The organism is Xanthomonas phaseoli pv. dieffenbachiae, from assembly GCF_008639345.1.
Classification (GTDB): Bacteria; Pseudomonadota; Gammaproteobacteria; order Xanthomonadales; family Xanthomonadaceae; genus Xanthomonas; species Xanthomonas phaseoli.
Map to the genome: position 1 here is coordinate 802,374 of NZ_CP041380.1, position 22,381 is coordinate 824,754.

The 22,381-nt window shown below is 65.6% G+C and carries 14 protein-coding genes, 3 pseudogenes and 1 riboswitch; of the genes and pseudogenes, 8 read left to right on the top strand and 9 right to left on the bottom strand.

Going from position 1 to position 22,381, the window contains the following annotated elements:
- The first annotated feature begins 186 nt into the window (after nt 1–186).
- Entirely contained in the window at nt 187–1,134 is a 948-nt protein-coding gene (locus FLG15_RS03650; RefSeq protein ID WP_057679393.1) for a Nudix family hydrolase, read from the top strand.
- Between the two features lie 111 nt (nt 1,135–1,245).
- Here FLG15_RS03650 and FLG15_RS03655 read toward each other — a convergent pair whose 3' ends face one another.
- Genes FLG15_RS03655 through FLG15_RS03665 form a run of 3 tightly spaced genes read right to left on the bottom strand, consistent with a single transcriptional unit; the run spans nt 1,246 to nt 4,170 of the window.
- The gene (locus tag FLG15_RS03655) at nt 1,246–1,875 is read right to left on the bottom strand and encodes a hypothetical protein (protein ID WP_150145555.1); all 630 of its coding nucleotides are present in this window, start codon (nt 1,873–1,875) and stop codon (nt 1,246–1,248) included.
- Between the two features lie 45 nt (nt 1,876–1,920).
- Nucleotides 1,921–2,748 carry a methylenetetrahydrofolate reductase [NAD(P)H] gene (gene metF, locus FLG15_RS03660; protein WP_057679392.1) on the bottom strand — a complete coding sequence of 276 codons (828 nt, stop codon included), beginning with the start codon at nt 2,746–2,748 and terminating at the stop codon, nt 1,921–1,923.
- A gap of 39 nt (nt 2,749–2,787) precedes the next feature.
- On the bottom strand, nt 2,788–4,170 hold the full coding sequence (locus FLG15_RS03665; protein ID WP_057679391.1) for a glycoside hydrolase family 2 TIM barrel-domain containing protein: 1,383 nt from the start codon (nt 4,168–4,170) through the stop codon (nt 2,788–2,790).
- Nucleotides 4,171–4,879: 709 nt separating this feature from the next.
- On the opposite strand from FLG15_RS03665, the gene FLG15_RS03680 reads away from it, so the two are divergent.
- The 3 genes from FLG15_RS03680 (at nt 4,880) to FLG15_RS03695 (ending at nt 9,730) form a co-directional block, all read left to right on the top strand.
- Nucleotides 4,880–5,857 (top strand): NAD(P)H-quinone oxidoreductase, encoded by a 978-nt coding sequence (locus FLG15_RS03680; RefSeq protein WP_057679390.1) that lies wholly within the window; start codon nt 4,880–4,882, stop codon nt 5,855–5,857.
- Between the two features lie 239 nt (nt 5,858–6,096).
- On the top strand, nt 6,097–7,854 hold the full coding sequence (locus tag FLG15_RS03685; RefSeq protein WP_057679389.1) for a S53 family peptidase: 1,758 nt from the start codon (nt 6,097–6,099) through the stop codon (nt 7,852–7,854).
- Between the two features lie 940 nt (nt 7,855–8,794).
- Nucleotides 8,795–9,730, top strand: coding sequence for a Gfo/Idh/MocA family protein (locus tag FLG15_RS03695; protein WP_057679387.1), 936 nt, complete (start codon nt 8,795–8,797; stop codon nt 9,728–9,730).
- Between the two features lie 409 nt (nt 9,731–10,139).
- On the opposite strand, the pseudogene FLG15_RS03705 reads toward FLG15_RS03695, so the two are convergent.
- A pseudogene (locus tag FLG15_RS03705) lies at nt 10,140–11,509 on the bottom strand (alpha-amylase family protein).
- A 347-nt stretch (nt 11,510–11,856) separates the two neighbouring features.
- Nucleotides 11,857–12,037: pseudogene (locus FLG15_RS03710) on the bottom strand (hypothetical protein).
- Between the two features lie 185 nt (nt 12,038–12,222).
- On the opposite strand from FLG15_RS03710, the gene FLG15_RS03715 reads away from it, so the two are divergent.
- The gene (locus FLG15_RS03715) at nt 12,223–12,768 is read left to right on the top strand and encodes a DUF2058 domain-containing protein (RefSeq protein ID WP_057679384.1); all 546 of its coding nucleotides are present in this window, start codon (nt 12,223–12,225) and stop codon (nt 12,766–12,768) included.
- Nucleotides 12,769–13,002: 234 nt separating this feature from the next.
- Nucleotides 13,003–13,560, top strand: a complete 558-nt coding sequence (locus FLG15_RS03720; RefSeq protein WP_057679383.1) for a DUF3228 family protein — start codon at nt 13,003–13,005, stop codon at nt 13,558–13,560.
- A 168-nt stretch (nt 13,561–13,728) separates the two neighbouring features.
- Here the strand turns inward: FLG15_RS03720 and FLG15_RS03725 are convergent, their stop codons facing one another.
- Genes FLG15_RS03725 through FLG15_RS03735 form a run of 3 tightly spaced genes read right to left on the bottom strand, consistent with a single transcriptional unit; the run spans nt 13,729 to nt 16,606 of the window.
- A complete protein-coding gene (locus FLG15_RS03725) occupies nt 13,729–14,430 on the bottom strand; it encodes a sulfotransferase family protein (protein ID WP_057679382.1) in 702 nt (233 codons plus the stop codon).
- Nucleotides 14,427–15,341: a sulfotransferase domain-containing protein gene (locus tag FLG15_RS03730; RefSeq protein WP_057679381.1), complete on the bottom strand. Its 915-nt coding sequence runs from the start codon at nt 15,339–15,341 to the stop codon at nt 14,427–14,429. Before FLG15_RS03730 ends, FLG15_RS03725 begins: the two co-directional genes overlap by 4 nt.
- Complete coding sequence (locus FLG15_RS03735) at nt 15,338–16,606, bottom strand: cytochrome P450 (protein ID WP_057687035.1); 1,269 nt, start codon at nt 16,604–16,606, stop codon at nt 15,338–15,340. Before FLG15_RS03735 ends, FLG15_RS03730 begins: the two co-directional genes overlap by 4 nt.
- A gap of 520 nt (nt 16,607–17,126) precedes the next feature.
- On the opposite strand from FLG15_RS03735, the gene FLG15_RS03740 reads away from it, so the two are divergent.
- Nucleotides 17,127–17,912, top strand: a complete 786-nt coding sequence (locus FLG15_RS03740) for a class I SAM-dependent DNA methyltransferase (protein WP_057679416.1) — start codon at nt 17,127–17,129, stop codon at nt 17,910–17,912.
- A 193-nt stretch (nt 17,913–18,105) separates the two neighbouring features.
- Here the strand turns inward: FLG15_RS03740 and ahcY are convergent, their stop codons facing one another.
- The gene (ahcY, locus tag FLG15_RS03745; RefSeq protein ID WP_057679417.1) at nt 18,106–19,548 is read right to left on the bottom strand and encodes an adenosylhomocysteinase; all 1,443 of its coding nucleotides are present in this window, start codon (nt 19,546–19,548) and stop codon (nt 18,106–18,108) included.
- A 31-nt stretch (nt 19,549–19,579) separates the two neighbouring features.
- A riboswitch (S-adenosyl-L-homocysteine riboswitch) is annotated at nt 19,580–19,694 on the bottom strand.
- 173 nt (nt 19,695–19,867) lie between these two features.
- On the opposite strand from ahcY, the pseudogene FLG15_RS03750 reads away from it, so the two are divergent.
- Nucleotides 19,868–22,355, top strand: a pseudogene (locus tag FLG15_RS03750) (S9 family peptidase).
- The last annotated feature ends 26 nt before the right edge of the window (nt 22,356–22,381 follow it).

Genomic DNA, 22,381 nt, shown 5'->3' on the forward strand with positions numbered 1-22,381 from the left:
TGCTTTCGGAACTATCGCGATACTTTTGCAAGCCACGAGGTTACGCAGGGAAGGGCGGGGTTGGTTTGCCGTTGAGGCGGAGGTTGGGGATTCGGGACCGGCAATGCCTATGCAACGCCTGCGTTAGCCCATCCCGCATCCCTGCCTCATTGCGCTGTACCGCTCACTCGCGGCACTCTTGCAGCCATGCCTGATTCTCTTCGATCCATTCACGTCGTTGCCGGCGTGATCACCGACCCCCGCGGGCGCATCCTGCTGACCCGCCGTACCGAAACCCGCGACATGCCTGGCCTGTGGGAATTTCCGGGTGGCAAGCGCGAGCCTGGCGAGACCTCCGAACAAGCGTTGGTGCGCGAGCTCAACGAAGAGCTCGGCATCGAGGCGCAGGTGGGCGACTGGGTGATGGAGGTACCGCAGCTTTATCCGGACAAGCGGCTGCGCCTGGAAGTGCGTCATATCACTAGCTGGAAAGGCAGCCCGCGCGGCCGCGAAGGCCAGGCCATGACCTGGGTGGCGGCCGACAAGCTGGTCCGCTATTCGATGCCGCCGGCCGATGTGCCGGTGGTGGGCGTGCTACGGCAGCCGGACCGTTACCTGATCACGCCCGAGCCGGAGGACGAGGCGCGCTGGCTGGAGAGCCTGGAGCTCGCATTGCAGGACGGGATCACCCGGATCCAGCTGCGTGCGCGGCAGCTTGCGCCTGCGCGTTGGCAGGCGCTGTTGCAGCAGGTGATGCGCTTACGTGGCCGCACGCGTGCGCAACTGCTGCTCAATCGCGATATTGCGCTGGCTGCGGACCTGGGTCTCGGCGTGCATCTGGGATCGGAGCAATTGGCCGGTTTGCAGGAACGCCCGTTGCCGGCAGAACAGCTGGTGGCTGCGTCGTGCCATGGCCTGGACGACCTGCGTCACGCCCAACGGCTCGGCTGCGACTTCGCGGTATTGGGCCCGGTGCAGGCGACCGCTTCGCATCCGGGCACCACACCCATCGGCTGGGACGGTTTCGAAACCTTGCGCGAACAGGTCTCGCTGCCGATCTACGCGCTCGGCGGCATGCAGATCGAGGATCTGCGCGAGGCGCGCTCGCACGGCGCGCAGGGCATCGCGGCGATTCGCTCGCTGTGGCCGCAATGAGCGCACCGCAGCGTCCGACGGCCGAACCGCCAGCGCAACGCCCTCGCTAGCTGTCACGGCGTGCAGCGGTCCTGCGGTGATCCTGCGCAGCCGGATGCCACGCAGACGTTGCTAGAACGTCACCCAGAAGCAGTTGTATTGCCTGCGCAGCCGCAGCACGCTGCGCGCCGGCGTGCCGCTGGCAAGGTTCTGTTCCAGCCGCAGTCCCCAGGGGCGCGGGCGGCTGGGCGGGGTGGGGAGCGGCGCATCGATGGCACTGCCATCCAGCGACGGTGTGGGCGTGGTGGTGTCCGCGTCCCAGCTCGGGGTGTCGCTTTGCGGATACATCGGCACGATGTCCAGCAACGGGCGCTGCACGATGGCTTCCAGGCGGCTCAGCACCTGATTGGCGGCGGCATCGGATTGACCGCTCCACAGATACAGGCTGGACAGGCGGTTGACGTCGCGGCTGTCCACTGCCAATTGCAACAACGACACCAGTTCGCTCAGCCGCCGCGGGCAGCCATAGCGATACAGGCCGGTATTGCCTTGCGGGCGGATGGCAGGCGGTGTGCGGCTGGCCGCGCCGACGTCTTCGCAACGCCGGTCGGTGAACAGGGTTTGCCCATCCGGCGCGACGCAGCGATGGATTTCCTGCGCCTGCACGCGCGCGGCGGGATAGGCGCAGAGCAAGAACAACAGGGGCAGAAGGCGATGCATCGACGCAGCGTAGCCGGGCGCGTGTGAGCTGGCGATATGCATGCGCGCGGGTGTGCGAGGGCGAGGACTGGAATGCGAAGCAGGTGCTCAGCGTCCGAGCAGCTGCAACACCTGCGTGGTCGGCTTGGCCAGATTGAGGGTGTAGAAATGCAATGCCGGCGCGCCGCCTGCGATCAGGCGCTCGCACAAGGCCGCCACGACCTCTGCGCCGAAGGCACGCACCGCGTCGGCGTCGTCGCCGTAGGACTGCATCTTCTTGCCGATCCAGCGCGGGATCTCTGCGCCGCACTGCTCGGAAAACCGCCGCAGCTGCGAGAAATTGGAGATCGGCATGATGCCGGGAACGATCGGTATCTCCACGCCCATCCGCTGCACTGCGTCGCGGAAATGAAAGTAGGCATCGGCGTTGTAGAAATACTGGGTAATGGCCGCATCGGCGCCGGCATCGACCTTGGCCTTGAAATAGCGCAGGTCGCTGAGCGCGTCGGCCGCCTGCGGATGGGTTTCCGGATAGGCGCCGACCTCGATCCGGAACGCGTCGCCGTGCTCGGCGCGGATGAAGGCGATCAGGTCCGAGGCGTAACGCAGGTCGCCCGGATGGCCCATGCCCGACGGCAAGTCGCCACGCAGCGCGACGATGCGGGTGCAACCGATGGCCCGATACAGCTTGAGCAGCTCGCGGATTTCCTGCCGGCTACCGCCGACGCAGGACAGATGCGGCGCCGCTTCGAAGCCATGTTTCTGCTTGAGGTGGCGCACCGTCTCGGAGGTATAGCTGAGCGTGGAGCCGCCGGCGCCGAAGGTGCACGACACGTACTCCGGCGCGTAGCCCTTCAACCTGGCTGCTGTGCGGTCCAGTTGCGCGCGCTGATCATCGGTCTTTGGTGGGTAGAACTCGAAACTGAGATGCGTCATCGCGGCGGTTCCGGCGGATCGTCCGGGCATAATATCGCTTCATCGCGATGAATGCATATCTGGCTGCAACGATTCCGATGCGCCTTGTCGTGGGGCGGGCGAGGGCGGCAGCACGCGGAATGGCAGGTTGGCATAGCCGGCGCGACCGGCGTCATCGCGCGCTTCCACGAACAAGCGGTAATTGCCCGGCGGCGGTGCGATCAGGCGCACCTCCTCGCCTGTCCCATGTGCGCGGTTGCGACCACCGGCCACAGGGGGCGGCGCAATGGCGGCAGCGACCAGCGGTGGCAACGTCTCGGGGTCGCCACCGATGCTGCGTGCGGTGCTTTCGCTGCGCACATGCCAGTCGTAGTGCAGTGCGGATGCGCCGCTGGCAACAATGCGTGCGGTCACGGCCTGGCCCGGGCGAAGGCTCACGCTGTCGATGGCGCGTTGGCCAGCCAGCGTGAGCGACGATACCGCTGGCGCCCGCGTGGCCGGCCACTGGCCGGTCCACAGCCACTGCAGCGTGTCCACGCTGGGCGTGGCCTCGCCCGATGACAGGAACAGGCCATACCAGGTGGGCGTGCGCTCCTGCTTGTCGCCCCACAGGAACACGAACGAGCCCAGCCCCTGCCGTGCGTCGCTGGCGATGTAGCTGCGGTAGCGTTGTTCCAGCAAGAGTGCCTTGCGCGTGCTGTCGTCTTCGATCGGTGCGCCCCAGGTGGTGGTCGGCGATTCCCAATGTCCGGTGGGGCCCCACTCGGTGACTACGTAAGCGCCGCGCCAACCGCTCTCGTGCAGCTTCTGCGGCAGCGCTGCGATTTCGCCGTAAAGCTGCACGGCGATCAGGTCCAGTGCCGGCGCGCGCGTCCTGAGTTGGTCGATGAGTTGCTTGTCGAAACCGGCCAGGGTGGTGGTGACCGGATGATCCGGGTCGAGGGCATGGATCGCCTCGGCGATCTCGCCGACCGCATTCCAGACCTTGGGATTGGTGTAATCCAGATTGAGTTCGTTGCCGACCACCCACATCAGCACCGCCGGATGCATCGCCGATTGCCGTACCTGCGCAAGCACGCGCTGCAGTTGCTGCTGCACTGCCGCTGCATCGTCGTAATCGAAGCCGTGTCGCTGGTTGCCGATTTCGATGCCGACCGCCACCTTCAGGCCGTTGCGTTGTGCGCGATCGAGCAGGGCGCGCTGGCGCTGCGGGTCCGGATCCACGCGCCAGGTGCGCAACGCATTGCCGCCGCGTGCGGCCAGCGTTTCCATGCTGCCATTGCCCAGCCCGGCACCCTTGATCACGAAGGGAGCGCCATCCACCAACAAGCGGTAGCCGTCTGCTTCCTGCGCAATGCGCACCTGCGCCGCGCTTACCTGCGTGCTTGCGGACAGTGCGAGCGCGCAGACGGCGATGAGATGCGCATTCCATGGAAGTTGCATGGCGACTCCTGGTGGTTGGCAAGGCACCAGCATAGGCCGGGACACCGTGGTGCGGGCAGCCGCGCAGCATCTGCCTGGTTGGGGTTGCTTGCGGGAAATCGCCTTCGGTTCTGGGGCCGCGGTTGCTGATGCAATCGCGCGCCGCTTTGCGTGCTTGAACCTGCGGCGTATTCGGTGAGCGCAAGCGTGTCGCGGCGCCGGGCTGCATGCGACATGCAGGAAGCGGCGGTGGGCTTGGCACCAAATCCTGGCGTGGGATCTGATCGCATTGGCGCTGCGTCGACGACCGTGCGTTTGTGTTGGCCACGCAATCCAGGGTGGAGGCGCCATGTTGCTGAGCGATGTTGCAGCACGGTTGTTCCCTCGTCTCAGGCGTATTCTGGAAACCCGGCCAACCACTGCATGCGATATGTTGTGGGCGGCTGTCGATTCGACGGACGCAAGACGGATGGCATCTGCAGTGCGGGTGTATGGCATCGCTGCAGCCGCCCGATTGCGCATGCATCCCTGCGATGCTGTCGACGATGAGCGCTTGTCCGATACGCACGCTCTCCTTCGAATGCCACGCAGTATCACGACGTTGTCGAACACCCACCATCGCGCGCTCGCTGCTGCTGCGGCGACACCTGCACGTACACATGGGAGGCATCTGCGCCAGGCGTTGACGCCTGCACGCCTACACTGGACGCACTTTCCATGGAGCGCCTTCATGAGCGATACCACGATGACCGCCATCGCCATCCGCGATGGCAAGGGCGACGCCGACGCGCTGTACGCCACCGAGCAACCGCGCCCACGCCCTGCGCCGGGCCAGGTGCTGATCCGCGTGCATGCCGCCGGCATCAATCGCCCCGATCTGCTGCAACGCGCCGGGCACTACCCGCCGCCGCCTGGCGCGCCGGAAACGCTGGGGCTGGAAATCGCCGGCGAAATCGTGGAGCCGGCTGGTCGCTGGAAGGCGGGCGACCGCGTATGCGCGCTGCTGGGTGGCGGTGGCTACGCGCAATACGCCGCCGTCGATGCGCGTCACGTCCTGCCCATTCCCGCCGGCATGGATCTGGTGCACGCCGCCGCGTTACCGGAAACCATCTTCACTGCCTATGCCAATCTGTTCGAACACGGCCGGCTCGCGGCAGGCCAATGGTTGCTGCTGCATGGCGCAACCTCGGGCATCGGCGTCACGGCGATCCAGATGGCCAAGGCGGCGGGCGCGCACGTGCTGGCTACCGCGCGCTCGGCCAGCAAGGCGGCACAGGCGCGCGAGTTGGGGGCCGATGTGGCGATCGATTCCACCACTGCCTCGTTTGTCGAAGTGGCCAAGGCGCACGGCGGTGTGGATGTTGCGCTGGACATGGTGGGCGCCGCGGTCTTCGCCGACACCCTGGAAGCGCTCAACCCACACGGGCGCATCGTCTATATCGCCTCGCAGGCCGGCGCCACCATCGAGGTGCCGATTCCGGTGCTGATGCGCAAGCAGGCGGTCATCACCGGCTCGACGCTACGCCCACGCAGTGCAGACGAAAAAGCCCGGTTGGCCGCGGAAGTGGAGCGCGTGGTGTGGCCCTGGATCGAGCAGGGCAAGCTGCGCGTACTGCTCGACAAGCGCTTTGCGCTGAGCGAAGCGGCCGCGGCGCATCGTTACCTGGAGCAGGGCAGTCACCTGGGCAAGGTCGTGCTGGAGATGTAGAGCGTTGCCGCTGGCATCCACCAGATCGGCGCCTGCGGCTGCAGGCGCCGTGCGCCCGGCGATCGACAAGCGCCGGCCACGCCACTGCGCAATCGTGCAGGTATCTCGGCACGAGGTTCGCGTGTCGGTTGGCGGTTGCATCGTTTCACGCACACATAGTTCGCACTGCTGCGTCTGAAAGCACTGCCGCCTCGTGAGAACCCGCGGCCTATTCACTCACGATCAATGGCGGCAAACGAATGATGACGCGCTCTTTCGCTCAGGCTGTCCTGGCCTGCGCCGTCGCGCTGGGTATGACCGGTATCGCGCAGGCAGCCGAACCGGCACCTGCGCAAGGCGCCGTCGGTGGCGTGCTGGCGCCGCAACGCATCCTGCAGGTGGGATTGGTGCTCAAGCCGCAGGTGTCCATGCGTCAGCAACAGGCGGCGGTGGAGCAGTGGTTGACCCGCGATGGCGGCGATCCGCTGTTGCGCGGCCAACTCGCTCGTGCATCGGTTGCTTCCACCCGCGATATCGCACAGGTCAAGGCCTATCTGAGCCGGTATGGCATCACCGATGTACGCCCGGCCACCGATGGCCGCCTGCTGCAAGTGCGCGCGACAGCGGCGGCGTTGCAGGCCGCCCTTGGCGCCCCGCTGCGTGCGGTGAGTGCCGATGGCCGCGTCGGCGTTGCCGCCGCGCAGGGCGCGGTCGCAGTGCCGGCCGGCTTGCAGGCCGTGGTGCAAGGTGTGGTCGGCCTGGACGGTACCGCCGGGGCCAAGGTCACGCCGCATGGGGCGCCGCTGAGCGCTGCGCGCGCATCGTTGTCGAACAGTAACGCCGTGACGGCCGCCAGCAGCGGCGGCGCGGAAGTCGTGCGCCACAGTATCGAAGAGCTCAATAGCGCCTATGGCGCCGATACGCTGGCACCGGCCAGCGATATCGTCGGTGCGGTCATTGCCGCCGGCAATCTGGAAAATACCCTCGCGCGGCTGCAGAGCTTCCAGGCGCTGCACGGTCTGCATACCCCGGTCACGGTGGTGACGGTGGGCGACCCCGGCGCACCGGGGTATCAGTCCAATGCTGCCAGCAAGGATTCGGAAGTCGAGTGGGACATGGATACCCAGTTGCTGGTCGGCAGCGCCGGCGGGTTGAAGCGCCTGATCATCTACAACATCCCGGATTTTTCCTGGAACAGCATCATCGACGGCATGGCGCGCGCGGCCGACGACAACCTGGCCCGCGTAGTCAGCATGTCGATCTATGGGCAGGAACTCCAGGTCAACGACGCGGTCTTCCAGGCCATGGACGCCAGCCTGACCAAGGCGGTGCGCCAGGGACAGAACGTCGTGATCTGCAGCGGCGACGACGGCGTCTACCTGCCGCTGAGCGCACGCGCCAATGCGCCGTATTACGACTCGCTGGCCGGGCGCCCGGACCTGCGCCAGGTCGGTTGGCCGGCGTCGCACCGCTACGCGATTGCGGTGGGCGCCACCGAGTTGCTGACCCAGGGCGGCAACCCCGGACGCTATGCCTCCGAGCGCGTCTGGAATGCCGGTGTCGGCCGCCAACTCAGCCAGGGCGGCGTCAGCAAGATCGCCTATGCGCCGCAGTGGCAGCGCACCCTGCTGCCGGGGCAGACGGCCTCCGGCTACCGCGCAGTGCCCGATGTCAGCTTCAATGGCTCGTTCTACAGCAGTGCGCAGATCCGCGGCACCGATGCACAAGGCAACGAGGCTGCCTGGTATGTGTGGGGCACCAGTGCCGCCACCCCGACCTTCGCCGGCTATATCGCCCGGCTGTTGCAGTCGCATCCCAATCTGGGCTTTGTCGCGCCGCAGATCTATCAGTACGCGAGCCAGCGTCACGATGCACAGCGCGCCCATGACGTCGTGGTCGGCAGCAACGGCCTGTATCGCGATGGATACAACGCGAGCTACGGCTGGGACTTCGCGTCGGGCTGGGGCAGCATGAACATCGGCGACTTCGACCGTTTCCTGACGCAGGCAGCGCCGTGACCTTCACTGCGGGATGAGCGTGCCGCGCGTGCAGGACCCCAACCTCTGCCACTGCGCTCTTGCGTGCGCTGCTGCCACTTGGCGGGGCGGCTTACGGTCGGCCACCGCTGCGATGTGGTGCCGTGGGGGGCGATGACGAACGCGTCGTCGTCATCGTCGCCATGCTCCGGTTGCAAGCCTGGCGCGCAGGGCGGTGGCCGCCGTGCTTGTAGCGCAGCGCGATGGAAGGCGTCCGCCGCCGAGGCATCGGTGGCCGCAAATTTGAGGTGGACGCCGGCCCCCGGAACGCACTGTGCGGCCTGACGCTGCTTCAAGGCCGGGCAGTCTTCGCCGCCGGGCCTGCCATAGCCGGCAGCCTGGTCGCGCGTGCCCGGTGTCAGATCCGACCACACCCCGAACATAGCCAAGCGCGCCCAGCGTTGCGTCGTAAAAGGCGCCGGTTGGTCAGCACGCCGCTGCGCGTTGGTCCATCATGCGCAGCGCCGCGTCGCAATCGCCGACCTCGCTGCGGTGGATCAGCGGAGGCGTCGATCGTGCGAACGCCCAGCGCAACGTGATGCAACACCGGTGCAGCCTTCAAGGGCGACGGCACATCGGCATGCCGGCGGCGATGCTGGTCTGCATGCGGGCCTGCGTCAATCGCCGGTTGCAACGCGTGTCTGTGGCGTGGTGGTCGGGCGTCGTGCGCGTTGCTGCGGTGCCCGGTGTGCGTGTAGCGCGTCATGCCATGCGTGGTGCAAGCAGGCCGGCCCGTACGCAAAGACGAAACGCCAGGTATAGCAAAACAAGCAGGAGCGATGTCTCGCGGTGGGTCGCGCCCTGACCTTACACTGCGCCGTCGCGTGGGCTTCCCGCATCGCGCCCCTGCAGCGTTGCCCAAGCAGGGCGCGTGAGCAGGTGCTTGCGCCGCTTGCCACCTACTACCAGCACGAAGGTTTCGATGAAGCATCCAGACGCATTGCGTATTGCCCTTGTCGGGATCGGCAAGATCGCCCGCGACCAGCACGTGCCGACCATCGCGGCGCGCGAGGATGTGCAACTGGTGGCCACCGTGAGCCGGCATGGCACGGTCGACGGTGTGCCCGCCTATCACACCCTGGAAGACGCATTTGCCGCCCAGCCGCAGATCGAAGCGGTGGCCTTGTGCACGCCACCGGTCGGACGGCACGTATTGGCGCAGGCCGCGTTGATGGCCGGCCGCCATGTGTTTCTGGAAAAGCCGCCGGCCGCCACGCTCGCCGAAATTCATGACCTGCAAGCCGTGGCGCAGCGCGCGCAACTTACCTTGTTCACCAGCTGGCATTCGCGCTGCGCCGCCGGTGTCGCGCCTGCCCGTGCCTGGTTGGCCGACAAGCAACTCGTACGCGCGCACATCACCTGGAAGGAAGACATCCGCCACTGGCATCCAGGCCAGGACTGGATTCTGGAACCCGGCGGCATGGGGGTGTTCGACCCGGGCATCAATGCGCTCTCCATCGCGACCCATCTGCTGCCACGCAGCTTGGCGCTGCGCGACGCCGAGCTGCATACCCCGGAAAACCGCCAGGCGCCGCTGTATGCCAGGCTCGCGTTCGTCGACACCGCAGGACTGCCGGTGACGGCCGAATTCGATTTCCTGCAGACCGGGCACCAGCGCTGGGATATCGAAGTGGAAACCACCGCGGGCCTGCTCGTGCTCAGCGAAGGCGGGGCCAAGTTGAGCATCGATGGGCAACCGCAGGCGCTGCCTGCGGCCAGCGAATACGACGGCTTGTACGGCCGCTTCATGCAGCTGGTGCGCGCGGGCCAATCGGAAGTGGATATTGCACCGTTCGTGCACGTGGCAGATGCGTTCATGCTTGGCGCACGCCAGGTCACCGCAGCGTTCGCCTGGTAGGTCGGTCAGTCCACTTGGCCGACGGCGAACACCGCTGGCCAGTGCCGGTGGTGCTGCGGCCGGATGCTATCTGTGGACGTTAGGTGCGGGGCACGCAGTCGTGCGCCGCTGCCAGCGTCGTTCGCCCATCGCGGTGCGCGGCGCCGCACCAAACGCGCCGACTGCAACGCATGGCGTCGGTCCATCGATGCAGTGCGCATGTGCGCTGCACCCAATGGCCTGCTGGCGGCGCAGTCGATCGGCGCCAGCCCGCAGAGACAACGAAGCCCCCGTACGCCGGTTTGCGGCGGGGGCTTCGCCTTGATCGTATTGCAGCGTTCTCGTGCGAGGTTGCACGATACGCCGCGCTCACCGTTTCAAGCGACGAGAACACTGCAACGGAGTGTCATCGCCAGACTGTGGTGGTTGCTCAACGGCGCCACATGCGCGCGCCACGCGCCGGCAGGGTGAAGGTGTAGGAGCTGCTGGAAATGCGCACCACGTTGCCCGAGCCCAGCGCGTCCACGTAATCGGCATTCCAGTACAACACGCTGTTGTTCATCCCACCGTGGTGGTGACCGGGTTGCCGCACTTGTTGATGCCCACGATGCCCAGGCTGCCGCGACGGAACAGGATGTGGCAGGAGCTGGACGACAGGACCTGCATATCGGTGCCCTGCACGCCGTTATGAAAGCCGATCATGCGGCGCAGGTCGTCGCGGAGATAGGCGTTGACCCAGCGGTTGTCGCCGCTTTCGTTGTTGTCGGTATAGATCATCGGCATGCCGCCATTGCGACCGATCAGGTAGGCGTAGGCCAGCGTTTCATCCACCGGGTCGAGAATCGCGTAGCGGAAGCCGGCGTTGTTGGGAATGTCGTGGGTCACTGCAAAGGTCACGGCGCGGTTGCCCGGCAATGCCTGGCCCGACGCGGCGGGGTCCACCAGCTGCTGCATGCTGGCGCCAATGGCGAACGCATTGCGCACCGCATTGAACAATGGAAAGTCGTAGGCCGCATGCGGCGTGGATTGCAGATACGGCGCCAGGAACTGGTCGTAATCGCCATTGCCCGTGCCGCCGCCGGTGATCACTTCGCCGAAGACATACACACCCGAGCGGATGCCGGCATCGAAGACGCGATTGAGATGGTCGAAGGTCATATGCTTGGCCGCATCCACCCGGAAGCCGGTCACGCCAATGCTCTTGAGCGCCTGCAGATAGGCGCGCTGCTGCTGCACCACCCAGTCGTTGCCGATCAAGTCCGGCAGGCCTGGATCGCTGCCGCCGCCGCAGATGCGGTAATTGCGCACCTGGTAGGCGTCGTTGTAGTTGCTGATGCATTGCGCCGGGCCGAAATCGCTGGCGCTGAGGAAGTTTGACTGCAGCGTGCCGAACAGACGCAGCGCATCGTAACGGCCGGGGTTTGCAGCGTACTGCGACAGCACCGCGCTGCCCGGGTAATTGAGGTCCGAACGCGTGGCCGCTTCGTTGGCCATGTGGTTGAACACGATGTCGGCATAGGTTTCCACGCCGTTGTTGGCCAGCGCCTGGACCATCTTCTTGAATGCGGCGGTGTCGCCGAGCGGGTTATCGATCAGGCGGATGTCCTGGGGTTGATAGCGCGCCCACCAGGCACTCCCTTCGGAGCGGTACGCGGGGGCCACCAATACCTTGCGGTAGCCGGCATCGGCAATCTGCTTGGCGCGCGCTTCGACGGTGGCATACGGCCAGTTGAAGGCATGCAGGATGACATCGGCCTGCGCGTTGGCAGTGGTCAGCAGCAGGACCAATGCAGTCAGCAAGAGACGTGCACCGCGTTGCAGCAGTGAAGGTGGAGCATGAGCAGGCGTGTTGCGCATCGGATCGATCTCCAGTGGTAAGCGCAGGCCGACGCGCAGTGCGCGATGCCCGCATCAAGGCCTCCGGCCCCTGTTCCGGAAAGCGCGCGCACGGCGTGCAGCGCGCGGTGATGCTAAGCGCGCATCGCGGCGCAGCATGGGTGTTGTGCATACGTATTCACTGCAGCGGGCCAGCAAACTGCGCGCGGGGTTGGACGCCAACGGCGCGATTGGTCGCAAAAATCAGTGAACCACGCAGCCGTTGCCATCTCGCCCGCACCGGCCGTATCGAATCAAGACCTGGCGATAGCCTAAGTGCATCGTTGACATGCGGCGCGTGCAACGTGGCCGGCGCATCTGGCTAGACCGTCGCTGGTGACATAGAACAGCTGCTTGGCGTTGTTTGTCATTGGCACCGTGCACGTCACCTTTGCACGCCGCGCTGCCTTGTCCGGCAACGCCAAGGTGCCGATTTCCTGCTGCACGCTGCATCCGCATCGCGCCGAGCAGGCACAGCTCATCCCAGCGGCGATAAGGCCGAGCATGCGGCTGGTTGCGACGTGCAGCGGCACGGCCGCGATCCTGACACAGGCGATACCAACGGCTCGGCCCGGCCGCGACGATGAGGCGGCGCTGGCCGCGTTAAACTAGCTGCCAGTCCACTGCCCGGCCTCCCGATGCGCAATCCATTGCAAGAACAGCTGCTCAAGGCCGGCCTGGTGAAAAAGGCCCAGGTGGACAAGGTTGCGCGCGAACAGGTCAAGCAGCGCCATGCCAAGGGCGCGGCGGTGCAGCCGGCGGCGACGGACAAGGTCGATGCGGCGCGCCTGCAGGCCGAGCGTGCCGAGCGCGATCGTGCGCTGGCCGAAGAGCGCAACGTGCAGGTGCGCCGACAGGAGGTGCTCGCGCAGGTGCGGCAGATCGTGGAGACCAACAAGGTCAAGCGCGAAGGCGAGATCGACTACCGCTTCAACGACGGCAGCGTGATCCGCAGCGTGCTTGTCAACACGACGCTGCGCAGCCAGTTGGCCAGCGGCGCGCTGGTGATCGTGCGGTACGGCGATGGCTTTGAGCTGATTCCGCGCGCGGCCGCCGACAAGGTGTACAGCCGCGATGCCGATGCCGTGGTGCTGGACCACGGACGCAACAGCGCGCCGGCCACGCCCGACAGCGATGACGACTACTACAGCCAGTTCAAGGTGCCGGACGATTTGATCTGGTAACGCCGGCGAACTGCCGCATTGGGTGATTGCGGGACGGGGTCAGCGCCACCGCAGGCGCAACAACGCTGCATGCTGCGCACCTGCACGCTGTGGGTGCGTGTTCGCTGACCGCCGGAAACCAGGCCAGGCACTCGCGCCAGGCCGATCGCCGCGCGGTTGGCTGATGCTGATCAACGTAGTCGTGCGAACGCCTGCGCGCTAACCTGGCGCTCTTTGTCGCCGCATAGCCCGCTCATGTCGATCGTCTTGACCCAGTTCGCCCGCACCCGCTTGTTCCCGCGCGATGGGCGTCGCAATGCCATCCAGGACTGCACGCCGGAGCAGTTCCTCCAGCGGCTCAACGATGAGCCGCCGCTACGCGTGATCGAGGGCTATGCACCGTTTTGTCAGTTGCATGTGCACCGCAACTGGACCTCGACCCGCTGCCTCACCGTTCCCGTCACCGATGACAACCGGCACCTGCTGCGTTCCGGCTACGAGGCGCGCAGCACGCAGGAATTGGCCGTGCTGGTGCGTTGGTTCGAAGGTGTCGAGCCACCGGTGGCCGCGTATCTGCTGCCCATCCTCTACAGCCGCGACCAGTTGGCCAAGGAAGGCACGCCCATCGAGGCAGACTGGGGCGTGGTCGGTTGCCTCTACACCGCAGAGCCGGACGAAATTCCGATGGCACCGATCACCATGTTGCGCAATGCCTTGGGCGTGGAAGAGGGCGGCTCGGGTACGCCGCTGGACCGCGATGCCTATCGGCGTAGCGTTGCGTTCTGGGAGCGCAATGCCAATTGGCGTGGGTAAGCAGTTCGGTCGCGCTGCAATGGCCGAGCGCCACGCGCTCCCGGCGTGATTCGTCCCAGCCGTATGGCTGCAGTGCAGTCGCCGCAGACCTGATTCGCATCGGCAGCCTGCGGCTTACCGCAGTGGACGCCGCGATTGGCTTGGTGTGATCCAAACGGGTCGCGCCGGTTACAGGGCGGTCGGCAGGAAGGCCTCTTTGGCGAGCCTTTCCAGGTAGTTGCGCATGCGGTGTTCGATCAAGGCCGGCTCCGTTGGCAGCTGACGCACCGACGCGTTCCCGGTGCGCCGAGCATGGACGCGGGGATACGGCAGCGCCGGCACTGGCAGATCGAGAAATGCACACAGGCGTTCCCAGTGCGCGTCGGCGTCGGCATCGAGCACCAACAGGCGAGACGGCGGTACGCGCGCGATCACGCTCTGGTTCCAGCGACGGAAGTATTCGGTCATGAAGTCGCGATCACCGAGGTGTGCCTGGATGTCGCGACGCAAGAAGCGGCTCACGCGTTGGCCATGGGCGCCAAATAGCGACGGCACGCTGCCGTCGCCGGAGAAGATCGTCGCGCTGACCGAGTCGAACCACGCGTCGGGGTCGCGCATGGTCAGGATCACCTTGGCGCGCGGAAAGTGCGCGGACAATTCGTCCCAGAAGCAGCAACCGGGATAGTCGGTGGTCGCCGCATAGCCGGCGAACAGTGCATCCCAATCCGGGTGCCCGTCGATCGCCGCCTCCCAGCGCGGCAGGTCTCGACGCAGATTCGCTGCCAATTCCATCGCGTGATAGCAGCGGCCCACGCCGAGCTGCTCGAGTGCCAGCTTCAGGGAGAGGGTGCCGGTGCGGCCCAGGCCGGCGCCGATGAGTTGCAGGCTCACGACGTCCGCGCTTGGCCGTGCGCTAGCCACTGCGCTGCGTCTTCGCCGAGTTCCGCATGTGCGCGTTGCACATATGCGTGATTGAGCGCGTCCGGCAGGGCAGTGCGCCAGCGACCGCTGCGACCCTGGTTGAAGAAGGCCTTGCCGCCTTCGCGCCACAGGCCGGCGCCCTGAGGCACGTACCGCGCTGCATGCTGTCGCATGTAGTCGAAGCGGCAGTGCGCCACGATCGTGTCCCATTTGCCGGGTGGAACCGGAATGTCGAGGAAGGCGGCGATGCGGCGGACCTGGCCGGGCAGGTCGTCGAGCAGGTCGTTGTAATGAAGCTGCAGCACGTTCGCATCCTCGCGTCGCTCCCACCACGAACGCACGCCTTCCCATAACGGCCAGAATGGCGCTCCATCATGTTCCAGCCAATGCGCCACATAGGCATCGCGCGTCAGCTGCGGCGGCGGCAGCACGCGCAGCTTGCCGGGTTCGCCACCGCCAGCGTCCAGGCGTGCCTGCGCATCCTGGCTCACCGCGCATTGATGGTCATACAGACTCAGTGCAATGTCGCGTCCATCGCGGCCGATATACAGATATTTGGCCAGCGTGGTGGTGACCAGCGCATCGGCCGGCAAGTGCGTCTTCATGAAGCGTCGATGGTTCTGCGCGTCCAGCAGCGCGAGCTTGGTTGCCTTGTCCGGATAAACGCCGTCGACCCAAGGTGAAATCGCCGAAACATCGACCTCTGCTTCGCCGCCGAAGATCAGTTGCGCCACGATCTGCTGCAGCCAGGTCGTGCCGGCCTTGGCGTAACTGGCGATCACGATATCTCCTTCGCGCAGAGATAGATCGTTCCAGACGCTGGAGTCGAAGAATCGATGTGGATATTCCCTGAGCTTTTTGCGGATATGTAGATCGGTCATGCGGCAGTGCCTAGGCGAGATGCGATGCCCGGTCGTGGCCGTAGTGCGATGCGCACATCCAATGGTCGTAACACGAGCGCGGGAAAAGGCGTGGGGCGAGCATCGGCAGCCAGATGCAGGCTGCGCGACCGCAACACGGTGGCGATGACCGCGGTCATCTGGGTGAGGGCCAGCATGCTGCCGATGCAGCTGCGTGGGCCGCCGCCGAATGGAAAGTAGCTGTAGCGTGCCAGCGAGTGCGTGGCGGTATCGTCTAGCCAGCGGGCAGGCAGGAACGCCTCGGGATCGGGGAAATGACGTTCGTCGCGGTGCACCACCCATGGGCTGATCAGCAGCTGGGTGCCGCTTGGAACGTGGAAGCCGTCCAGGGTGGTGTCGCGTTGCGCAATCCGCGCGGTCATCCAGGCCGGCGGATACAGGCGCATGGCCTCTTTCACGCAGGCCCGCGCATGCGGCAAGCGGTCGAGCAACCCGGTGCCGGTTGCGGTATCAACATCGTCCAGTCCTTCCGCTTCCTGCGTAACCTGCTGCGCCACGTGCGGATGCTGCGCCAGTAGCAGCAAGGTCCAGGTCAGCGCGGCCGCCATCGGTTCCAACGCGGACATCAGCATCGCCGCAGCTTCGTCGCGGCACCAGTGGCTGTCACCCCGTGCAGCGTCGGCCAACAGCAGCGACAGGACCGATGCTGCGTGGGGTGGCTGCTGCCGAGCACGCATCAAAATTTGGTCCAGCGCCAGGTGGAGCTCGTCGCGTGCGTGGCGCATGCGCTGTCGATGCGCCGATGGCCACCACATCGGCACCAGGGATTGATGGCGCGTCTGCTGCAGGATCGTATCGATCATCGGCAGCATGCGCAGCAGGTCCGGTGCATGAACCGGATTTCCAAGGAGAAAGCCGGCGCCCAATTGCGCACATAATCCGGTCATGAGTGTGCGCATGTCCTGTGCAGCGACACACTCGTCCTGTTCGCTTAGAAGCGCCAGCGTGGCAGTCGATGCCTGCACTGCGGCATCACGCACCAAGGCGGCACGAAATGCAGGCTGCAGTGTCTGCCGCCTCTGCCGCCAGACGACGCCACTGCTGTTCATGACCGAGGCGGGGAATGCCGCGCGCCGCGCGATCGGGTCAGGATCGGTTTTTCCGTAAAGCGTCCCATCGTCGCTCAACACCGTAGCGATCGTGGCCGGCGCGGCGATCAGGTATGTGCGTTGGGCGACCCTGACCACGTCGCCATGCGCGCGCACGCACGATTGCAGAAATGCCAAGGGATCTTCGGAGAACTGCCGGCGGTTGCCGAACGCCCAGTGCCCAACCGGGCCGGGTGGGATTGCGTGCCCGCGACCTGAATTCATGCGCATTTGGGTGTGGCAAACGACGAAGCGGACGGCGCGTTGTGGACGGAGCGGGCCGGCGGCGAGGCCACGCTGTCACGGGAGGAGGTCTCGCTTCCCGTGACAGCGTGGGGGTTAGTAGCCGTAGATGTAACCGAGCTTGCGACCCCCGATGGCCTGGATCCAGCGCGACAGGGCATGAAAAAGACGGTTCATCATAATCTCCTTATAAAACGATCGATGGGAACAGCACGCTGATCTGTGTAGAAATTATTCAACAACGGTGTTGTTTGAACAGGGTTCAATAAATTGCATATGCCCTGCATTGGTCAAACCGGATTGCGCAGATCTGTCGCGGCATGCGTAGTATTTCGAGTCGTTGTCTCGGCCGCGAACGCTCACGCCTGCATCGCCGCGTACTATCGCCGAACTGTTCCGAATGCGAGCGCGCAGGATGCCCGGTTATTCCCAATACGATCGGATGGCGGCGTTTTACGACAGCATCCATGATCGTTGGCCGACGCAGGCACTGCAGCGGTGCGTGCAGACTTTGGCGGATCTGGCCGATGGCCGTGCATCGCTGGAGTTGGGCATCGGCAGCGGGCGTATCGCACTGCCGTTGGCCCAATGTGGCGTGCCGGTGACCGGCATCGACAATGCGCGCGCAATGCTTGACGCGTTGCGTGCCAAACCTGGCAGCGATCAGCTGCAACTGGTCCGCGCCGATTTTGCCGATATGCCGTTGAGTGGTCCGTTTGGTCTGATCTACGCGGTGAACGCGTTCGGCTACCTGCTCACCCAGGCCGAGCAGGTGCGCTGCGTCGTCAATGCCGCGCGTTGCCTTGCACCCGACGGCATGCTCGTGATCCAGACCGCGGTACCTGGCGCCGAAGTGTTCGACGGCAATGGAAAGATAACCCAGGTACTGGATATTCCGGAGTCGCAGCACGAGGGCGCTGCCGTGATGCTGGTGTGCTCGCAACCCGAGCCGGTGCAACAGCGGATCGATCAACGGGCAGTCGTTCTGAGCGAGGATGGCACGCGCATCTTTTCCGAACGTCGGCGTTATGTGTGGCCGTCGGAACTCGACCTGATGGCGCAGATCGCCGGTTTGCGACTGCACACGCGGTGGGGTGGGTGGGGCCGCGAGCCGTACGATGCGCGCAGCCGCATCCAGATCTCGGTGTACGTGCGGGCGGATACACGCAAAGAGCCAGGCACCGGTTCTGTTTCACTGTGAGCAGTAAAGAGCGGCTTATTCCTGCAGGCGGATTCTTGGAGTGGTGCTTGCGCGGGCTCCGTGGGTGGAGGCGCAGGCCAACGTAATGCAGGCGTGGGACAGCATCTCAGCCGGGAGAAGTTCCCGCCAATCACAAACAAAACGGGCGCCTTGCGGCGCCCGTTTGTTTGCATCGCGATGGTTCGCCGATGGATCAGTAGCGATAATGATCCGGCTTGTACGGGCCAGCCACGTCCACGCCGAGGTAGTCGGCCTGGTCCTTGGTCAGGGTGGTCAGCTTCACGCCGATCTTTTCCAAGTGCAGGCGCGCGACTTCTTCATCCAGGTGCTTGGGCAGGATGTAGACCTTCTTCTCGTAGCTGTCGCGCTTTTCCCATAGGTCGATCTGGGCCAGGGTTTGGTTGGCGAACGAGTTGGACATCACGAAGCTCGGGTGGCCGGTGGCGCAGCCCAGGTTCACCAGGCGGCCGTCGGCCAGCAGGAAGATCGCGTTGCCGTTGGGGAACACATACTTGTCCACCTGCGGCTTGATGTTGATCTTCTGCACGTCCTTCAGCGCCTTGAGCGCATCGACCTGGATCTCGTTGTCGAAGTGGCCGATGTTGCAGACGATGGCCTGGTCCTTCATCGCCTGCAGGTGCTCGACGGTGATGATGTCCTTGTTGCCGGTGGTGGTGACATAGATGTCGGCACGGCCCAGGGTGGATTCGATGGTGTTGACTTCGAAGCCTTCCATCGAGGCCTGCAATGCGCAGATCGGGTCGATTTCAGTGACGATCACGCGGGCGCCATAGGCGCGCAGCGAGGCAGCACTGCCCTTGCCGACATCGCCGTAGCCGCAGACCACGGCGACCTTGCCGGCCAGCATCACGTCCATCGCGCGCTTGAGGCCATCGGCCAGCGACTCGCGGCAGCCGTACAGGTTGTCGAACTTGCTCTTGGTGACCGAGTCGTTGACGTTGATGGCCGGGATCAGCAGCTTGCCGGCTTCGGCAATCTGATACAGGCGGTGCACGCCGGTGGTGGTCTCTTCGGAGACGCCCTTCCAGTCCTTGACCACGCGGCCCCAGTAGCCCGGGCGCTCGACGGCCACGCGCTTGAGCAACGCCTTGATGACGCCCTCTTCGTGCGAGGAGGCCGGCTCGTCCACCCAGGTGCTGCCGTTTTCGAGCTCGTAGCCCTTGTGGATCAGCAGGGTGACGTCGCCGCCGTCGTCCACCACCAGCTCGGGGCCGGTGAGGGTGCCGTCGGGCAGGGTGAAGGTCAGCGCGTCCAGGGTGCAGTCCCAGTACTCTTCCAGCGTCTCGCCCTTCCAGGCGAACACGGGCGTGCCGGTCGCGGCGATCGCGGCGGCGGCGTGGTCCTGGGTGGAGAAGATGTTGCACGAGGCCCAGCGCACATCGGCGCCGATGTCCTTGAGCGTTTCGATCAGCACCGCGGTCTGGATGGTCATGTGCAGCGAGCCGGTGATGCGCACATCCTTCAGCGGCTTGGTCTGCGCATGCTTGCGGCGGATCGACATCAGGCCCGGCATTTCGTGCTCGGCGATGTCCAGCTCCTTGCGGCCCCAATCGGCCAGGGAGATGTCGGCAATCTTGTAGTCGGTGTGCGGGGTGATCTTTGTGACAGCGCTCATGCAATGGCTCCGGTAGGCAAACGAATGTCTGCAATGCCGGGCGCCGTTGAACGGTAACTGCTGGTCGAGCCTGGCCGTATTGCCTGCACCTTGTGGTGCAGTGAGCGGATCAGTCCGCCCTACCGGTCGCAGCGCCCCTCGACGAGAGTGCCCGATTATATCGGCAGCACCCCCGCGCGGCATGAATTGCGGCCCACCCCCTACCAACGGCAGGGGAGCGGCCGGCAGGCGGCTGCTATGGTCCGGAGTCGATCATCGGCGGGGACGGACAATGCGGGCGAAACGGCATGCGCAAGGCTGGCGGCAGCACACATGGGCGTTGGCAGGGGCGCTGGCATTGAGCGCACCGGTGCTGGCCGGGGCGGCTAGCCCGGCAGCAACCGGCGCGGCAGTCGTGCAACCGGGCCCTGCGTCAGGCAGCAATTACCGACTGCCGTCCAAGGCGCTGCAGGCAGTGGTTGACGCCCCGCGTGCGCCGCTGCTGCAGCTCTCGCCCAGGCGCGATCTGGCCGCGATGCTGCAAATGCCGGCACTGCCTGACATCGCCGAGGTGGCCCAGCAGGAGCTGAAGCTGGCCGGCCTGCGCATCCATCCGAAGACCTTTGCGGCCAGCCGCTTTGCGTTCGCCAGCAAGCTGTGGCTGCTGTCGGTGGCCGACGGCAGCGAGCGGCAGATCGCCGGGTTGCCCTCCCCGCTGTCGCTGGCCGATCTGAGCTGGTCGCCCGACCAACGTTACCTGGCGTTTCGCCGCGAAGATGCCGCCAGCGGCGCCAACGAGCTGTGGCTGGTGGACGTGGCCGCCGGCCAGGCGCGGCGGCTGGTGGCCGGCTTGAACACCAGCGTCAACGACGACTTGCGTTGGTTGCCCGATGGCAGTGGCCTGCTGTTGCAGCAACAGGTGGCAGGGCAGGGCGCGCCGCCGACCCGCGACGCGACGCCAACCGGCCCGGCGACCCAGCAGACCAGTGCGGCTGCCGGGGTGCGCCGCTGCCCACCTATCAGGACCTGTTGCGCAACGAAGCCGATGCGCGCGTGTTCGAGTACTACGCCACCGGCCAACCGATCATCGTCACGGTGGCCGGGCAGGTGCGCCCGATCGGCACGCCGGGCATCTATCTCAATCTGTCGGTGTCGCCGGATGGCCGTTACATCCTGAGCGAACGCAGCGAGCGGCCGTTCTCGTATCTGGTGCCGGTGGACAACTTCGCGCGCCGCATCGAGGTGCTGGACCTGCAGGGCAAACCGGTGCGCCAGATCGCGCAGCTGCCGCTGGTGGAAGGCCTGCCGACCGGTAACGACGCGGTGCCGACCGGCGTGCGCGACATCGCCTGGCGGCACGATGCGCCGGCTACGCTGGTGTGGGCCGAAGCGCAGGACGGTGGCGACCCGGCACGTGAGAGCAAGGTCCGCGATGCGGTGCGGATGCAGGCCGCGCCGTTTACGCGCCCACCGGTGACGCTGGCACAGCTGGGTAGCCGCTTTGAAGGCATTCTATGGGGCCGCGGCGACTTGGCGATCGTGAGCGAAAGCTGGTGGAAGACCCGCCGCACCAAGCAATGGCGCGTCGCACCGGATCAACCGCAACGTGCGCCCGAACTGTTGTGGGACCGCTCCTCGCAGGACCGCTACAAGGACCCGGGCACGCCGGCGACGGTGGCCGATGGCAAGGGCCGCCCGCTGCTGCAGACCAGCAGCGATGGCAACAGCCTGTTCCTGTTCGGCAAGGGTGCTTCGCCGGAGGGTGACCGCCCCTTCGTCGATCGATTCGATCTGCGCAGCAAGCAGACCACGCGGTTGTTCCACTCGCAGGCGCCGACCTATTCCGCACCGCTGGCCTTGCTGGACGCACAGGCCACGCAACTGCTGCTCAGCCGCGAATCGCCGGAGGAACCGGCCAACTATGTCGTGCAGTCGCTGGGCGATGCGGCGCCTGCACCGCGTGCGTTGACGCACTTCGCACACCCACTGCCGCAGTTGCGCGGCGTGCAGAAAGAGCAGATCCGCTACAAGCGTGCCGACGGCGTGGACCTCACCGCCACGCTCTTGCTGCCGCCCGGTTACGACCCCAAGCGCGATGGCCCACGGCCGCTGCTGATGTGGGCCTACCCGGGCGAATTCAAAAGCGCCGACACCGCCAGCCAGGTCACCGACTCGCCGTACCGTTTCAACGCGATCAGCTACTGGGGGCCGCAGGCGTTTCTGGCGATCGGCTACGTGGTGCTCAACAATCCGAGCATGCCGATCGTCGGCGAAGGCGATGCCGAACCCAACGACACCTATGTGCCGCAGCTGATCGCCGATGCGCAGGCCGCCGTGGACGAAGTGGTGCGGCGTGGCGTGACCGACCGCGAGCACATCGCCATTGGCGGGCATTCCTACGGTGCTTCATGACTGCCAACCTGCTTGCGCACACGCGCCTGTTCAAGGCCGGCATCGCACGTAGCGGCGCCTACAACCGCACGCTCACCCCGTTCGGCTTCCAGGCCGAAGAACGCAATTACTGGCAGGCGCAACCGGTGTACCAGGCGATGTCGCCGTTCAATTACGCCGACAAGATCAAGGACCCGCTGCTGCTGATCCACGGCCAGGACGACAACAATACCGGCACCTTCCCGATCCAGAGCGAACGCATGTTCGCCGCGATCAAGGGCCTGGGCGGCACTGCGCGCCTGGTGATGTTGCCCAACGAATCGCATGCGTACCGCGCGCGGCAATCGATCATGCAGATGCTGGCCGAAAGCGAGCAGTGGTTGACGACCAATGTCGGCGAGCCGGTGAAGGATGCGAGCGCTTCACGCACACGTTGATCGATGGCGCGCTGGCACCGGTAGGA

Bases quoted from the DNA above. Each gene is read 5' to 3' on its own strand.
- FLG15_RS03650 (WP_057679393.1), top strand. From the start codon at position 187: ATGCCTGATTCTCTTCGATCCATTCACGTCGTTGCCGGCGTGATCACC.
- FLG15_RS03655 (WP_150145555.1), bottom strand. From the start codon at position 1,875: ATGCATATCGCCAGCTCACACGCGCCCGGCTACGCTGCGTCGATGCAT.
- metF (WP_057679392.1), bottom strand. From the start codon at position 2,748: ATGACGCATCTCAGTTTCGAGTTCTACCCACCAAAGACCGATGATCAG.
- FLG15_RS03665 (WP_057679391.1), bottom strand. From the start codon at position 4,170: ATGCAACTTCCATGGAATGCGCATCTCATCGCCGTCTGCGCGCTCGCA.
- FLG15_RS03680 (WP_057679390.1), top strand. From the start codon at position 4,880: ATGAGCGATACCACGATGACCGCCATCGCCATCCGCGATGGCAAGGGC.
- FLG15_RS03685 (WP_057679389.1), top strand. From the start codon at position 6,097: ATGATGACGCGCTCTTTCGCTCAGGCTGTCCTGGCCTGCGCCGTCGCG.
- FLG15_RS03695 (WP_057679387.1), top strand. From the start codon at position 8,795: ATGAAGCATCCAGACGCATTGCGTATTGCCCTTGTCGGGATCGGCAAG.
- FLG15_RS03715 (WP_057679384.1), top strand. From the start codon at position 12,223: ATGCGCAATCCATTGCAAGAACAGCTGCTCAAGGCCGGCCTGGTGAAA.
- FLG15_RS03720 (WP_057679383.1), top strand. From the start codon at position 13,003: ATGTCGATCGTCTTGACCCAGTTCGCCCGCACCCGCTTGTTCCCGCGC.
- FLG15_RS03730 (WP_057679381.1), bottom strand. From the start codon at position 15,341: ATGACCGATCTACATATCCGCAAAAAGCTCAGGGAATATCCACATCGA.
- FLG15_RS03740 (WP_057679416.1), top strand. From the start codon at position 17,127: ATGCCCGGTTATTCCCAATACGATCGGATGGCGGCGTTTTACGACAGC.
- ahcY (WP_057679417.1), bottom strand. From the start codon at position 19,548: ATGAGCGCTGTCACAAAGATCACCCCGCACACCGACTACAAGATTGCC.